This window comes from Burkholderia sp. JPY481, assembly GCF_038900515.1.
In the GTDB taxonomy this organism is placed as follows: Bacteria; Pseudomonadota; Gammaproteobacteria; order Burkholderiales; family Burkholderiaceae; genus Paraburkholderia; species Paraburkholderia youngii.
The window spans coordinates 17,511-32,653 of the sequence record NZ_JAYMRT010000005.1; the positions used below are offsets into that span (position 1 = coordinate 17,511).

General features: G+C 58.9%; 14 protein-coding genes and 2 pseudogenes. 2 read left to right on the plus strand and 14 right to left on the minus strand.

Annotation, left to right across the window (positions count from 1 at the left end; genetic code table 11):
• Positions 1-199: 199 nt before the first annotated feature.
• The 4 genes from VSR82_RS14535 to VSR82_RS14550 all read right to left on the minus strand — a co-directional run bounded on the left by VSR82_RS14535 (position 200) and on the right by VSR82_RS14550 (position 4,858).
• The gene (locus VSR82_RS14535; protein WP_498857792.1) at positions 200-787 is read right to left on the minus strand and encodes a PqiC family protein; all 588 of its coding nucleotides are present in this window, start codon (positions 785-787) and stop codon (positions 200-202) included.
• The gene (locus tag VSR82_RS14540; protein ID WP_498857793.1) at positions 784-2,412 is read right to left on the minus strand and encodes a PqiB family protein; all 1,629 of its coding nucleotides are present in this window, start codon (positions 2,410-2,412) and stop codon (positions 784-786) included. The genes VSR82_RS14535 and VSR82_RS14540 overlap by 4 nt, the downstream gene beginning before the upstream one ends.
• Positions 2,405-3,676, minus strand: coding sequence for a paraquat-inducible protein A (locus tag VSR82_RS14545; protein ID WP_498857794.1), 1,272 nt, complete (start codon positions 3,674-3,676; stop codon positions 2,405-2,407). The genes VSR82_RS14540 and VSR82_RS14545 overlap by 8 nt, the downstream gene beginning before the upstream one ends.
• Before the next feature lie 519 nt (positions 3,677-4,195).
• Positions 4,196-4,858 carry a DUF3313 domain-containing protein gene (locus VSR82_RS14550; RefSeq protein WP_498857795.1) on the minus strand — a complete coding sequence of 221 codons (663 nt, stop codon included), beginning with the start codon at positions 4,856-4,858 and terminating at the stop codon, positions 4,196-4,198.
• A gap of 293 nt (positions 4,859-5,151) precedes the next feature.
• Between VSR82_RS14550 and VSR82_RS14555 the strand changes: the two genes are divergently transcribed.
• Positions 5,152-5,748 carry a TetR/AcrR family transcriptional regulator gene (locus tag VSR82_RS14555; RefSeq protein ID WP_498857796.1) on the plus strand — a complete coding sequence of 199 codons (597 nt, stop codon included), beginning with the start codon at positions 5,152-5,154 and terminating at the stop codon, positions 5,746-5,748.
• 109 nt (positions 5,749-5,857) lie between these two features.
• Here the strand turns inward: VSR82_RS14555 and VSR82_RS14560 are convergent, their stop codons facing one another.
• A complete protein-coding gene (locus VSR82_RS14560) occupies positions 5,858-6,232 on the minus strand; it encodes a fumarate hydratase C-terminal domain-containing protein (protein WP_498857797.1) in 375 nt (124 codons plus the stop codon).
• A gap of 155 nt (positions 6,233-6,387) precedes the next feature.
• Positions 6,388-6,711 (minus strand): annotated as a pseudogene (locus VSR82_RS14565) (flavodoxin family protein); the annotation flags it as partial.
• A 22-nt stretch (positions 6,712-6,733) separates the two neighbouring features.
• Between VSR82_RS14565 and VSR82_RS14570 the strand changes: the two are divergent.
• Positions 6,734-6,929, plus strand: a pseudogene (locus VSR82_RS14570) (transposase domain-containing protein); the annotation flags it as partial.
• 165 nt (positions 6,930-7,094) lie between these two features.
• Here the strand turns inward: VSR82_RS14570 and VSR82_RS14575 are convergent.
• The 8 genes from VSR82_RS14575 to VSR82_RS14610 all read right to left on the minus strand — a co-directional run bounded on the left by VSR82_RS14575 (position 7,095) and on the right by VSR82_RS14610 (position 15,136).
• On the minus strand, positions 7,095-7,523 hold the full coding sequence (locus VSR82_RS14575; RefSeq protein ID WP_498857798.1) for a YciI family protein: 429 nt from the start codon (positions 7,521-7,523) through the stop codon (positions 7,095-7,097).
• On the minus strand, positions 7,456-8,103 hold the full coding sequence (gene maiA / locus VSR82_RS14580; protein WP_498857799.1) for a maleylacetoacetate isomerase: 648 nt from the start codon (positions 8,101-8,103) through the stop codon (positions 7,456-7,458). The genes VSR82_RS14575 and maiA overlap by 68 nt, the downstream gene beginning before the upstream one ends.
• Before the next feature lie 417 nt (positions 8,104-8,520).
• The gene (locus VSR82_RS14585) at positions 8,521-9,207 is read right to left on the minus strand and encodes a CoA transferase subunit B (protein ID WP_498857800.1); all 687 of its coding nucleotides are present in this window, start codon (positions 9,205-9,207) and stop codon (positions 8,521-8,523) included.
• Between the two features lie 2 nt (positions 9,208-9,209).
• The gene (locus tag VSR82_RS14590) at positions 9,210-9,914 is read right to left on the minus strand and encodes a CoA transferase subunit A (protein ID WP_498857801.1); all 705 of its coding nucleotides are present in this window, start codon (positions 9,912-9,914) and stop codon (positions 9,210-9,212) included.
• Positions 9,915-10,010: 96 nt separating this feature from the next.
• Positions 10,011-11,411: an MmgE/PrpD family protein gene (locus VSR82_RS14595; RefSeq protein WP_498857802.1), complete on the minus strand. Its 1,401-nt coding sequence runs from the start codon at positions 11,409-11,411 to the stop codon at positions 10,011-10,013.
• A gap of 5 nt (positions 11,412-11,416) precedes the next feature.
• Positions 11,417-11,671 carry a DUF2783 domain-containing protein gene (locus VSR82_RS14600; RefSeq protein WP_498857803.1) on the minus strand — a complete coding sequence of 85 codons (255 nt, stop codon included), beginning with the start codon at positions 11,669-11,671 and terminating at the stop codon, positions 11,417-11,419.
• Between the two features lie 11 nt (positions 11,672-11,682).
• Positions 11,683-13,347, minus strand: coding sequence for an FAD-dependent oxidoreductase (locus tag VSR82_RS14605; RefSeq protein WP_498857804.1), 1,665 nt, complete (start codon positions 13,345-13,347; stop codon positions 11,683-11,685).
• A 94-nt stretch (positions 13,348-13,441) separates the two neighbouring features.
• Positions 13,442-15,136, minus strand: a complete 1,695-nt coding sequence (locus tag VSR82_RS14610; RefSeq protein WP_498857805.1) for an MFS transporter — start codon at positions 15,134-15,136, stop codon at positions 13,442-13,444.
• Positions 15,137-15,143: the final 7 nt, after the last annotated feature.

Below are 15,143 nucleotides of genomic sequence, written 5' to 3' on the forward strand. Positions count from 1 at the left end.
ATTGTGCGAATTGGACATCTGAATAATTCAAAATCGAGGTTCGTCGCGAAACCGTTACATGATCGCCCTTTTTCCGCTTGCAAACGACGGCGATAGTCCGACCAAAAGAATCGAATCGGCATTCCTCTGGCACCATGGAGTTGTTCCGGAAACGACTGGCGCACGGGTGGTTCCGCATTTCGGTATGCATCTTCGCGGTTCACTGATGCACCACCGAATACGTCGCCGCAGCGATATCGCGAGCAACGGATCCGAGGGCCATGTCGTGTGCGCTCACGATGGCGTCGTAGCCTGAACCACAGGCGGTTCGCGATACAACCGAGCGTCCGCTTACTCCATGCCCCTGCTTCGGCGCGCGCACCGACCAGAGCACGGCTAGCATCACCGTCGCTTCAGCTGACGATTCGAAGGTCTGCACGTCCACAGATACACGATACGCGCTATCGTCGGCGTGCTGCGGATACGTTGATATAATCGCGCCTGGAATGAGTTGTGCGAGATCCGCGGCTAACACGCGCGGAATCTGGTTCTTCAGCGGTTCCGCCCAGCGAGCAAATTCATCGATCGACACCCGGTTCGGATCGAGCCGCACGACCATTTGCGGTCGATCGACAAGTTCGGGAAGCGTGATCGGGTCAAGCGAGATTGCAACGCCCTCGGCGGCCGTTGAAGGCTGGGTAATCTGGACAGGGCTCAAAGTGTAAAACTTCGACGCGACCGGGGAGATACAAGCGGCGAGACAGCTCGCTGCGAAGATAGACAATGACAGCGACTTCAACCTGTTCATGGCGTGTCCCCACTCTTGCCTCGGATCAGCGATTCCGGGTGGCGTTCGAGATAGTCCGCAAGCGAACGGACCGACGCAGCAGCGCGCGATAACTCTCGCATTGTTTCAGCCGTCTCCCGCTGCAGGGGCGAGTCACTCTGCAGCGTGCGATTCGCGGACGTCAGCGCCTCACGAGCCGCGCTCAGCGTTTCTTTTGCCTCAGGCGCAACATCGGTATTGATGATCTCCAGCAATGTGTCCGCATCGCCGAGCGTCCTGCGCAGATCCGCGCTGATTCCGTCAAAGGGTATCCTGTTTAGCGTCGCGACGAGATTCGTGATGGACTCCTGTAGGCCTTGGAGGTTACCCGGCACGGTTGGCAATTGCGGCATCTTTTCATTCCAGTCGACGGCCGCTTTTGGCGCCGCCGGGAAGAAATCGATTGCGACATAAAGCTGTCCGGTGAGCAAGCTTGCGGTCTTGAGCTGCGCTCGCAACCCCTTCGATACGAGGTAGTCTGCAAATGCTTTTCGGTCCGACGGCGTGCTACCGGCGTTTCCTTGCCAATCTTCGCGAGAGATAAGTCGTTCGGGAAAAATGCTGACCTCGACGGGAATGCTGAATTCCTTCCTGATCGGATCGAAGCGCACGCGGATCGCCGATACCTCGCCGATGACGATTCCCCGGAAATCGACGGGCGCACCCACGGTCAAGCCGCGCACGGACTCGTTGAAAGTCAGGACGTATTTGTCGACGATCGAGTCATGCCGCTTCATGGCTTCGCTACGGTCGCCAAAAAGCTCGTACTGATGCTGTGCCTGCGCCTCAACCTTGTCGGACGAATCGGGCGGGTTTTCGAAGGCCAGGCCGCCAATCAGGATCGATGCCAGCGATTCAGTGCTAACTTTCACGCCGGTCGTATCCAACGTCACATCGACGCCGCTCGCTTGCCAGAAACGTGTGTCGTTCTTCACATACCGGTCGTAAGGCGCATTGATGAATGCGTGGATGGTCAAGCCGGCTCCGTCGGAGTCGAGCGCGTAGGAGACGATCTGGCCGACCTGAAGTCGCCGGAAGAAGACCGGCGAGCCGATATCCAGTGAGCCGATGTTGCCGCTCTTCAGTACGAACTCGCGTCCGGGTGTTCCGGACGCCAGGACGGGGGGCGACTCGAGACCGGCGAAAGCGCGGCGCGCCGTATGCGATGTGCCAATATCCATGCCGATATGAGCGCCAGATATCAGTGTGGTGATACCCGACACTGTGCCGCCGGAAATTCGCGGTCGAACCACCCAGAAGCGGGTGTCGTCAACGAGCATGCTGGCCGAGTTGCGTGACATCTCCGCGCTGGCGACCACGGTCTTGTGATCGTCCGAAAGCTCGAGGCTTTTGATCACACCGATATCAACGTCCTTGAATTTGATCTTTGTCTTGCCGGGCTCGATTCCGTCACCCGTAACAAAGCTGATCGCGATGGTCGGACCTCTTTGCATGATCGACTGCGCCGCCAGTCCGCCAGCGATCAGAACCGCGACAAGCGGAACGAGCCAGACGAGCTGCAGACGCCGACGCGATGGCTCCGCCACGACGGCGATGGGTACGTTCGGTGCGTTTCCGTCATCGCTTCCTCCAGACAGTTTATTCACCATCAAGCTCCACGGCATCCCAGATGAGTCGCGGGTCGAATGACAGTGAGGCAAACATCGTCAGCAAGACCACCGCGCCGAACGCGATCGCACCGGGCCCGGCATCGATCTTCGCGACTTCACCGATCTGCACGAAAGCCACCAGAATCGTGATCACGTAGATGTCGAGCATTGACCAACGACCGACAAACTCGACCAGCCGATAGATGCGCGTTCGCCCGTGCGCATTGAGAGGAGACCTCAACTGGGTGGTCCAGGCGAGAAAAGCCAGGGACAGGATTTTGAGGATCGGCACCAGGATGCTTGCGATGAACACGATCACGGCGAGGGACCATGACCCGGAGTTCCACAGAAAGAGAACGCCGCTCAGAATCGTGTCGGATTGAGCGCCGAATAAGGTACTTGTCATCATGACGGGAAGCAGGACGGCCGGCATGTACAGGATCGCGGCCGCCAGGAGGAATGCCCATGTGCGAGTGAGACTGTCTGGCTTGCGCAGATGCAGTACCGCGCCGCAACGCGAACACGTTCCGTTGGAGGCATGCGTCGCCACCCGCTTTGAGAGCACGCCGCACAGTTGACAGGCGGCTAGACCGGCCCGTGCCGCCGTGGTCCCGGTTGAAGCACTCCACACAGCGTGTGAAATGCTGAGATGTGCTGGAGGAGACTCGATACGCGCCCAGATCTCGGGGCTGGAGAAAGCGGCTGTCGCGGCGGCCAGTAACACCATCAGTGCGACGAATGCACCGATCCCGACTCCAGGAATGACCTCTGCGATGTGCTGGAGTTTGACGAGCGCCACGAGCATGGCAAGCACGAGCACCTCGATCATTCCCCAAGGTGCGATGTGGCGAAGCACACCCAGCGCCTGTTCGGGCCGTTGGGGAATTCGGCCGAGATGCAACGGGAGAAGCAGATAGATCATCGCGGCGATATTGAGTGCCGGCATGAACAGCGTCGTCACCAAAACCAGGCCCGCGATGGGCCACATACCCTCTGCGTAGAGTGACGAAGAGGCCCCAAGTAGTGTGGTTTCAACGAGCGTTTCGTGAAGCCGGAATCCGAATATCGGAAAACAGTTGGCAATCGCAAACAGGACGGCGGCAGCCAACGTATACGCCAGAGCGCGACTGAACGTGGCCGGCGACCTTTTGTAGAGAACCGCGTTGCAACGTGCACATCGCGCCGCACCGCCGTCCGGGAGTGGCGTGATCGCTTGAAGAAAGTCGCATTCGTGACAGGCAATCAACATGGTTTTATCCATTTTCCGTGTCCGGTTGTCGGCCTACGAGCCTGCAGGCCGTGCCTGAAAGAGAAGGCCTCTATGTCGTTGGCAAGCAGACCGGTTATTGCAGGGAAACGCCAGTTGCCCGTGGGCAAGGTCGGCACGCCGCGTCCGTCATGCCGCGTACCGCGTGCCGCCAATCAGATCACCGGCCTCACCGTAGCGGGGGATGAATGTTTGCATGGACCCCGAGAACCCACGTGATATAGACGAGTGCAGCGAAAACGCCGGCCAACGTACCGAGCACGTCCCTTGCGATCGCACCGCGCCTGAAATGGACTGGAATCCCGACCAGCAGGTACGCCACAGCAAAGACAATCGCGACCATTAAGGGTGGGCACGCGAATGCAACGTTGACATCGGTCAGTCCATGCATGATGTGATCTCGCGAGAGTCCGGTACCGTCGCACCACCTTCGAGAAAGTTTTTGGCGCGACGTGCTTTGGAAATCTGGACAGAGACAGGAATCACCGCACGCGATCCTGCCGGTCGAGAAATTCAGTGGAGTTGACTTACAAGCGCATCGGCGCCCTTATCCAGGCCGGTTCTCGCTGCGCTCAGAGAGCCGAAGGCAGCCGGAAGATTCATTGCATTCGGGTACTGCTTCGAGACGTAGGCTTTCAGCAGTTTGCCGCTGCTGCTGTCATAGATCTCGACGGCGTAGGAAACCGACCCACTGAACGCGCCCTGTCCTCCGCGGACAGCCTGAACACCGTTATAGAGATTGCCCGCGATGTCGAAATGCATGACCTGACCGACAATCGGCGTTGTCTTTTCCGCACCGGTCAGCGTGAGCTTGACCCGCAGCGTGTTCGGGCCGGCCTGCTTCGCAACGTCGAACCGTTTCGACAGTTTCTTCGCGAAAGTCTCCGCCATGTAGTTAGCCAACTCGGTCCGGTCATCGTTTTTCATGTCGCCGAACTGGTTGTCGGCGCCCCGATACACGGCGACAGGTTCCAGCACGACTTGCGTGTATCGCGACCAGACGACGGGCTCGACGTACTTGTAAGGCACATGGCTCGAATCGTCATCCCGGTTCTGCTTCAATTGCCGCGACGATGAAATAGCCGTGTAGGGGACAGGCTGGACGCCAGCGCATCCCGCGAGAGATAACGCCGCCGTGACGGGAAGAAGAAGCGCGACGAGCTTGTGCGTGAACATAGTGTGTTCCTTGAAGAGGTAACCTGGCCGTGCGGCGGGGCCCGGAGTGAGCGTGAACCAATGGGATCGAACAGTAGCATCGTCCAAATTGAATGTAAACCGTCTACCCGGTTTGTTTTTATGCCGCCCGCGGCGGTACAATTCCCCGAAATACGGCGACTGCCCCCTTGCGGTAACGGGTTGGGGGTCGTTTGCCGTCCCGCATTCGCCACGCCGGGTGCCCGCCAAACACCTTCACGACGCGACAGCAATCGGGCAAGCACCGCCCTGCCGCGACGTCATCAATATCGACAATGGACAATCAGACCCGCTCCGAGTTATCCCGCAAGAAAGCAATCGATGCCGCTCTCGCCATCCTGACCCGGGAAGGAGTGGGCGGACTGACTTTCGACTCTTTGTCGCGCGAAAGCGGCATCAGCAAGGGCGGACTGTTGCATCAGTTCCGCACCAGGCAGGGTGTGCTGGGTGCGTTACTCGAATATCAACGGCAGCAGTTCGAGCAGATTGCGCGTGACTATGTGGCGAAGGAGGGAGCGTCGAAAGCCGAACCGACCCTTGCGGCCCAGATCGCCATCTACCGGGAATCGGTCAATCAGCCGCACTCCGTGGCGAGGGCTGTGCTCGCCGCACTTATCGAGAGTCCGAACCTGCTGGATGAAATGAAGACGTCGGACGACGCGAAAATGAAGGCGTTGTACGACGAGGCGACGGACCCCGATTTGTCGCTGCTGCGCTACTTCGCTGCCAGCGGCCTCGCGTTTCACTCTTTGCTGGGCATGTCGCCTTTGGATGATACGGCCCGCAATCGTCTGTTCGACCGGCTACTTGACGAGAAGAAATGGCATGGTCCGGGCGCGCAGAAAAAAGGTCACAAACGATCTGCCGGATGAGCTGGCCCTTGTCATCCAGTCTAACGCTCCCTCCGCATTGACACTCGCAAAGGCACCGTCATATCACGACCCTGGCTTAGCTTGCGCCGGGCTAATTGACTGCCCTTTGTCAGCGCGCGACTATGGGAATTCCAGCGATACGCCCTTTCCATTCCGCAGGCCCGGTATCGTGCACCGACGCTCCCGCTGAGTCGACGGCGACCGTGACCAGCATATCGCGTACGTCGAACTCGTAGATCGCCTCAGTGCCCTGTCCTAAAACGCAACCACGGAGGCGCTTCGGATCGGCTTCGATACGATATATGCGCCGCCCGCGGCCACGAGATACGCCGCCTTGTACCGTTTGATGGCATCTAAATGCGACCGGCCCGCGTTCCGCTTTTCCGATCATCGATATGAGGCCTGTTCTCAGCATCATCGCCGTGAACTTATCCATACGGGTTGCAGTGGTCAGACCCGCCGGCTCTACAACCTCATCCTTCACCGGATCAACTGATCAACTGGACCACGTAGTAGATTTCGCCCGCCCGTTTGATACAAGTCTTTTATTCAGAGCGGGGCTGTCTTGCCCAGCGTTTGACAGCGCTCGCAACGCGCGCCCCGAGCGCACTCGCCGTTTCCCTGTCGCTCGCGATGACGCCGCTGGAGCGTCGCGAGCTTGTCACCGCTCTGTGACGCGGAGACTGTGAAGCCTGCGCCAAGCTTGTCTCGCCATTTTCCCCACACCTTCGAGGACGAGTCCATGGACTGTTTGAAGGATGCCGAGACACTACCCATATACGTCGGCGCGCCAAAGATAATCGCGTCAGCTCGGTGCTCAAGTAAATCCCACTGTGCGTCGATCTGCTCGACCGGGATCAGCACCGCTGAAACGCCATCGGCTTCGACGCCTCGCGCGACCGCGGCTGCGACGGCCTCCGTATGCCCATACCCGCTGTGATAAACGATGGCTGCAGTAAGCATGTATTCAACTCCAATATTCAGGTATCTGTTCGTTCGCACAGAATCCGGCGGCGAGCGTGCAGACGCGATCTACAGCCTCCAGCACCGCAAAGCTCAACGACATCGATTCCGACGCGTATCTGCGCTACGTGCTCTCACTTATCGTCGACCAGGCGTTTAACCTCATCGATGAACTCACACCGTGGGTTGTCGTCGATCAGTTCCGCACCCTAGTCTGAAGATGACAATCTCCAGTCAAACCGTCGCTGGCGCTACGCTTGCTAATTAACAAGAATCCGGAATCCGCATAACCGGTCTTTCGCTCGCTTTCCGGGCGTCCGCGTACTCCATCTCGATCCCCGGGCTCGGCATCCATATTCACAGCAACTCGCGGGACCTTCGTGTCATTGACATTTCTCCAATTCCCTCTCAAGAAAGGCACGCGTGTACGGTGGCGTCATCTGCACTAAAGGATTGACAGTGATAGTTTCGAACAGACCGGACCGGCAGTATGGTTCGCTAGCGACGAACCTCCGCGCATCGGATTCGTTGTCCACATTAAGGACCACCGCCATCCCTACCGCCTCTTTGCTGTCACTACCAAGAATGGCGGAGCCAAACACGGTCACAGGCAGCCAGTCCAACATATATAGAATATGTTCACGTCGGATCGGAACGCGCGCGGTGGCGCCCCCCGGCCGATAGATACAATGGATAAGGAATGGCATCTTCAGGTCGGTGTTTGGTTGCCGTTCGGCTTGCTCCTTATGCCGCGTCAGGCTGCCGATCCGGCGCCGCCTGCGCAAAGGCGTCAAGTCGCAGAGCGTTTGCATTGATGCGCGCGAGCGTTGGATAGCGGCTCACGTCGATCGAGAAGCGACCTGCGTTGAACACTTGGGGAACGAGACATATATCAGCCAGCGTTGGCGCATTTCCGTAACAGAACGAGCCCGTTCGGCTATCGCTGGCAAGCCGCGCTTCGAGCGTATCGAAGCCCACCTCCACCCAGTGCCTGTACCATGCGCTCTTCGCTTCCTCGCTCACGCCCAGGTTTCCCGTCAGATACTTGAGCACGCGAAGGTTGTTCAGCGGATGAATCTCGCACGCGATCTGCTGCGCCAGTGACCGCACATAGGCCCTTGCAGCGGGCTCAGTTGGCAGTAACGCAGGCTCTGGATGCGTTTCCTCGATGTATTCAACGATCGCAAGCGATTGGGGGATCGGAGTTCCCGAATCCTCGACGAATGTGGGCACCAACTGGTCCGGGTTGATGTGCCTGTACGCCAACGAAAGCTGCTCGCCTCCATTGCGTACCAGATGCACCGGCACATATTCGTACGGCAGGCCCTTGAGGTTCAGCGCAATCCGAACGCGATACGACGCCGAACTCCGGAAATAGCTGTAGAGCTTCATACGGCGCCTCGACCTTGCGACTGCACCCACATCTCTCTATCGCACTCGGCAGTCCGGATGCGAGGCCGGGCGATGTGACCCGCTCCGTCATGGGCCCACGATAGATCGATCGGAAAGCAGTGCGCGTAAATGACCTTGGTTTCCACATCATCCCGGGAAGAGAATGCCTTTGTCATACTGACTCTCTGTAATATTGACGGCCATAAAATTGAACAGTACCAATGCCACCCCGGTAGGGAAGGAAGACCGACGCGCGGGGCGCTGCATAGCGCGCACAGTCCGCCAGTCGCTCCAGAGGTGCACGCTCAGACAGGGAGTTTCCCGTCACGCTGTGGCTCCTGTCGTTTAAGTTAGAACTCACCTCCTCACTTATCGATAGAGGTGCCTCGGATCAAAGATTGAATTCCCCATTTTGGCCTACTCCGCAGTCGCAAAGCCTGGGGTTTCGCCGCGCGGACCTGATCGAAAAATCGACGTTACGTCTAGCCGCACGCTTGTTTTCCGTTGAATCTCATCAGCGCTCACGCCATCGGCGAGTTCTACCACCTTCAACCCCTTCGGGGTAACGTCGATCACACCGAGATCGGTGATGATCCGATCAACCACGGCCACGCCCGTCAGCGGCAGTGTGCAAACTTCGAGAATCTTGTGCTGGTCGCCCTTCGCCACGTGCTCCATCAGCACGACCACGCGGCCGACGCCCGCCACGAGATCCATCGCGCCGCCCATACCCTTGATCATCTTGCCCGGGATCAGCCAGTTCGCCAGGTCCCCCTTCTCGCTCACCTGCATCGCACCGAGGATCGCGATGTTGATGTGGCCGCCGCGGATCATTGCGAACGAGTCCGCAGACGAGAAGATTGACGAACCCGCCAGCGTCGTCACGGTCTGCTTGCCAGCGTTGATCAGGTCCGCGTCGACTTCGTCCTCGGTCGGGAACGGGCCGATGCCGAGCAGGCCGTTTTCCGACTGCAGCCACACCTCCATACCCGCTGGCACGTGGTTGGCCACGAGCGTCGGCAGCCCGATGCCGAGGTTCACATAGAAGCCGTCCTGCAGTTCCTTCGCCGCGCGCGCGGCCATTTCGTCACGAGTCCATGCCATGATCAGTCTCCTTTCGCGCGGACGACGCGTTGTTCGATGCGTTTTTCCGGATGTGCATTCAGCACGATGCGCTGCACGAAGATGCCGGGCGTGTGGATCGCGTCCGGATCGAGCTCGCCCACCTCGACGATCTCTTCGACTTCCGCAACGGTGATGCGGCCGGCCATCGCGCACATCGGATTGAAGTTGCGCGCGGTGCGGCGATAGATCAGGTTGCCTGCCTTGTCGGCCTTCCATGCCTTGACCAGCGCGACATCGGCGGTGAGCGAATGTTCGAGCACGAAGTGCCTCTCGCCGAACTGACGGGTTTCCTTACCTTCGCCGATCTGCGTGCCGAAGCCGGTGTTTGTGAAGAACGCGGGGATGCCCGAGCCGCCGGCGCGCAGTTTCTCGGCGAGCGTGCCTTGCGGCGTGAATTCGAGTTCGAGTTCGCCCGACAGATACTGGCGCTCGAATTCCTTGTTCTCGCCCACGTAGGAGGAGATCATTTTCTTGATCTGGCGCGTCTCCAGCAGTACGCCAAGACCAAAGCCGTCGACGCCTGCGTTGTTGCTGATGCAGGTAATGCCCTTCACGCCCGTATCGCGCAATGCGGCGATCAGGGCTTCGGGAATGCCGCACAGCCCGAAGCCGCCAACGGCGAACGTCTGGCCGTTCGCGACGATGCCATTGAGCGCGGCAACTGCACTCGGGAATACTTTGCTCATCTCTGTGATCTCACTTTCAACAATAATCAGGTCCGGGCGGTGCCTATGCGGCCATTCCTGCCCGATTGACGCATTCACGCCAGAGGTTCAACGCGATCATGCGACGCTTCGATATTCCCGCGTCAGGGGAAGTATTTCCCGGACATCGGATTGCTCTTCAATTGCAAGAACGCTGTGCATCAGTTGGTCTATCTTCTGCTGAGAAAGCCCGCGGTTGGCGTAGCGCATGCAGCTTTTAAAGCGTTCAAGATGGTTCTCATCCCGCAGGGCGTTACCCGGAAATCCCGGTGCAATTTCGAGCGCCGTGCTCCAGGATCTACCGTTCCTGGTTTCGATATACATATCAACAGCGGTGTGATGGCGCTCCTGCATGGCCTCGACAGATATCACTTCAATCCGATCAATGAACGCGAGTAACTCCGGATTCGCAATACTTGACTTCGTAAAATGACCTAACTCGGAGGAGCCCCGTAGCATTGCATTTGCGACGCAATATTTCGCACTGAATTGGGCATTCACTCGTGGGTTGTCGCCGAGTTCGAAATCGTGCCCGACGAGCCGGAATGCGTAGGGCGGCAGCATGACCTCGATCCTGCGGATGCTCCCTGGCTCGACGCCGAGTTCATTACGAGCACGCAGGGCCAGTTCGGTAACGCCTTGGGTAAGACCGCAGCTCGGATATTTCTTGAAGACGGTGTGTACCAGTCGATACTGTCCTCCGAGTGCTTCCACAAATTCTTCCGGTTTGCGATTGCGCTTGGCAAACTGGTGCGCATACCCGTATACGCCGGAAAGGAAACGCTTCGGCCCCGTAATACCGAGCTGGGCCAGCTGTGCACAAACAACGCCTGATTCGGCCACCCAGCCTTGTATCAGTCGAACGGCCAAAGAACCGTCGATGTTGCTCTGGAAACTACCGGCCGCCCGGTTGAATGCCAATCCCAGCGCATGGAGGGTCTGTTGCCTGTTGAGCTTAAGTATTCTCGCCACCGCCGCAGTAGCGCCAAACACGCCGGCCACACCCGTGGGATCGGCGCCGGCGTACATCGCCTCAGTGAGATTCATTCGGGAGGCAAGCTCCGCTCCGACTACCAACGCAGCCAGGAAATCCTCGCCCGAGCAGCCTCCGGCAAGCTCGACTGCTGCGAAGGCTGCTGGAAGAAGTGACGATCCGATATGGAGCCCCGGTGCCATCGCATCGCAAAAGTCGAGCGCACGGCACATCACGCCGTTCACCAACGCAGCACCACCTGCCGACACGGCGTCGCCATACACGAATACGGAAGCCCGTCCTGCCCCGTCTCGCGCCTTCACGAACTGCAGGATGGCCTCGCACCCCTCCTCCGACGCGCCGGCGATCGCGGTGCCAATCGTCGTCAGCAACATGTTCCGCACGACTGCGACTGCGTGTTCTGGAGCGTCCCGCAGTTGAAAGCCCAGCACGAATTCAACGAGCTTCCATTCCACCTCCATCGGGTGACTTGCACTTTCGATCATTGGAGTCACTTCGCTGGCACAAGATCGCTGCCCGGGCGCCCATAGCCGCTCGCGACGACAAGGGCCTCGCGGAGAACGGACAGGTCACCGATGTGATTCGCCAGAACGAGAATCAGCCTGGCGTTCAACGCCAAGCTTTCCTCGTCCGTGAGTTCCCGATGGGCCTCCATCAGCGCTTCGTAGAAATCATCGCCCGGCACGAACGAATAAAAGAATCGCTTACCGGGTTCGTTAAAGTTCGGGTCAGTCATCAAGGCCATTCTCGTGTCCTTCAGGCGTTGCATGTGGCAAGGTCGACGGCGGCGCGCACCTTGGCCGGAACGAGCTGGCGCCAGCGCGCAACGACATGCTGGTCGGGCCGGATGAGGTAAGCACTCCCTGGCAGGAGATCGTATCGCTCACGAACGCGCCCCTTCAAATCGATCAGTGTGTGTATCTCGGAGCAAACGCCATCGCCGTTGGCGACTACGACCGCACGCACCGGGATTTTTCCATGACCCAGATCTGCCAGTGCCTGAACCGTTGCAGCTTTCAGGTCCGACGCAGACTCCGCGTAGTAGAGAAGCGCGAAGCAGCCCCCGAATGCCTCAAGCAGCCATGTGTGGTTCCCGTCGATGACCGGCGCATCCGCCATCGGAGCGCCTGGAACCATCCTGCCGGCGAAAGTATCTGAATCCCGTGTGTTGAGGCTGGACTGCTCCAGGATAGTTGGCACGGAAAGGCGACCCGAGTTCACCATGGTCCGTGCGAAAGCGTACTGCCCAGCGAGCTCCAGCACGGCGTTGCGAAACGCCTTGCTAACATTGCTCTTGGGCGTAATGAAGTCAGTCGAACGCGTCGAGTTCTTGATATTCTCGTCGGCAGCCTGTCCGCGCTCTTCGGTATAGGTGTCCAATAGTGAAGGCGGTGCCTTGCCGTCCATAACAAGCGCGAGCTTCCAGACCAGGTTATCGGCGTCCTGTATGCCCGAATTCGCACCCCGGCCACCGAATGGCGACACCTGATGTGCCGAGTCCCCGACGAAGAGAATCCTGCCGTGGTTGAAGCGACGCATGCGGCGGCACTGGAACGTGTAGACACTCACCCAGTCGAGCTCGAACTCCCGTTCGTCTCCCAGCATCGCCTTGATCCGTGGAATGACTTTCTGCGGCTTTTTCTCTTCTTCCGGATCGGCTTGCCAGCCGAGCTGGAAATCGATCCGCCATATGTTGTCCGCCTGACGGTGAAGCAGCGCCGACTGATTGGGATGAAATGGCGGATTGAACCAGAACCATCTCTCCGTGGGATAGTCTGCCTTCATCACGACATCTGCAATCAGGAATCGGTCCTTGAAAACCTTGCCTTCGATGTCCAGTCCGAGCATGACCCGGATGGGGCTGCGCGCACCATCTGCAGCCACGAGCCACCCGGCTTCCAGCGTGTAATCGCCCGCCGGCGTCTCCACCTGCAAAGTAACGGAATCGTCGTGTGGAGTGACGCCGGTTACCTTGTTGCCGAAACGGATCTCCAGGTTGGGCAGTTCACCGGCACGCCGAAGCAGGAATTCCTCCAGGTAGTACTGCTGCAGGTTAATCATGCCCGGCCGATGGTGGTCTGGCTGCGGGCAGAGGTTAAAGTTGAATACTTCCGCTTCACCGAAGAAGGTCCGGCCGACATTCCAGGATACGCCCTTTCGCACCATCTGTTCGCCGCAGCCGAGCCGGTCAAAGATTTCAAGTGAGCGCTTCGCATATGCCACGCCGCGCGAGCCAATCGAGACGGTGAAGTCGTCGTCGAGAAGAAGAACGGGCTTCCCTTGAACTGCAAGATCGATTGCTGTCGTAAGTCCGACCGGGCCGGCACCAACCACAACGACCGGGTAGGGCTTGCCCTGCACCCCGCTCAGCTCGGCGGGGCGCGTGAATTCGAACTTTTCGTGTTGATACTTACCCTGCACCTTCAACTCCCTACAATTTTCACATTACCGTGCACGAGGTAGTCCACATCCTCGGCGTGCCTGGCATCATCCATGCGCGACGGCGTGATTCCTGTCAGCGTGCGCAGCTCAATCTTTGTGCGCGCGCAGCCAACACGAACAGCAGAATAAGGACGGCGCCGACAAGCGCAGCGACTCGCGGGTACGCCAAGCCTGCATACATGTCGCCGCTCGCCGCAACGATCGCAAATGCTGCCGCGGGCAGGAACCCTCCCGTCCAGCCGAAGCCGATGTGATAGCTCAGCGAGAGTGCCGTGAAGCGCACCTGCGGTGGGAAAAGGTCGGTCATTGCCGCAGCCAGGGGACCAAACGTCATCGCGGCGAGAACGCCGAGCGCACTCATCAGCAACAGCAACATCGCGCGGTTGACCTGTGCAGCATCGGCTTTGCGCGGATACCCTGCGGCATCGAGCGCAGCGGCCAGTGACGTAGAAAGTGCGGCGGCTCGCGCAGCCGAACCCTGCGTGTCAGCGGCGTACGACTGGATGGTTTGCTCGCCCACCTTGACGACTGCAGGCATGCCCGGCTCACCTGCCTCATTTGTATAGCTAATCCCCGCACGTACCAGTGCGTTTTTTGCCACGTCACACGAGGTACGATACTTTGATGTGCCAATCACGTTGAACTGCGTCGAGCAATTGTTGGGGTCCGCAATCACAACGACGGGGGAGGCCGCAGAGGCGCGCTCCAAGGCAGCGTTTCCAAAGTGAGCCAGACCGTGATAAATGGCGGGATAACCGAGGACCACGAGGACAAAACCAGCGCAAATGACGAGTTTCCGGTCGAGCCGGTCCGACAACGCGCCGAACACGATAAAGAACGGCATCGACACCAGCAATGCGCCAATCGTCAGCAGGCTCGTCGTGTCAGGACCAATGCGAAGGACTTCGGTAAGGAAGAATGGTGTGTAGAAGAACGCACAGTAGAATGCGACCGCCGCGCCGGGACATAACGCTAGCAGCGAGCATGTCATAGCTGAAACGTTGCGGCGGCCGGTGAGTGCTTCCTTGAGAGGCGCACGCGAAACGCTATTTTCACTTCGCAGGCGCTCAAATTCTGGCGATTCGCCCATGCGGGTCCGCACCCAGACGGATAGTGCCAGGAGCCCGAGCGAGAGAAAAAAGGGGACACGCCACGCCCATGCAAGAAATTCAGCCGGCCCAACCACCGCACGCGTTGCCTGGACCACCACTTGAGACAGGAGCAGACCGACTACCGGGGCGAGTTGAACCCACGACGTCAGAAATGCGCGCCGGTTTTCCGGAACATGCTCAGCGACATACACCATCGCACCACCGGCTTCGCCGCCGAGCGCAAACCCCTGGACAAGCCTCAAAGACACAAACAAGACCGGCGCAAAGAAGCCCGCGGCCGCGTAAGTCGGCAGCAGACCGATCATGAATGTCGCCATGCCCATGAGCGCCACTGTGATAAGGAAGACACGCTTGCGTCCCATCCGGTCCCCGATGCGGCCAAAAAAAATCGCGCCCAGTGGCCTGACCATGTATCCCGATGCAAAGCCGAGCAAGGTGAAAATCAGTGCAGCGGTTGGATTCACCCCCGAAAAAAATTGCTTGCTCATCACGGCCGCGAGAGTGCCAACGAGGAAAAGGTCGTACGCTTCGAAGCAGGTTCCCAGCGATCCTGCAAATACAATCCGAAATAATTTCCCGCGTGTGGAAGCGCCTGCATGTGCGGCGAAAGCGGATTGACCGGACGTCGGGTCTGCCACCGAGTCACTCGGGCTCATCGTTGTC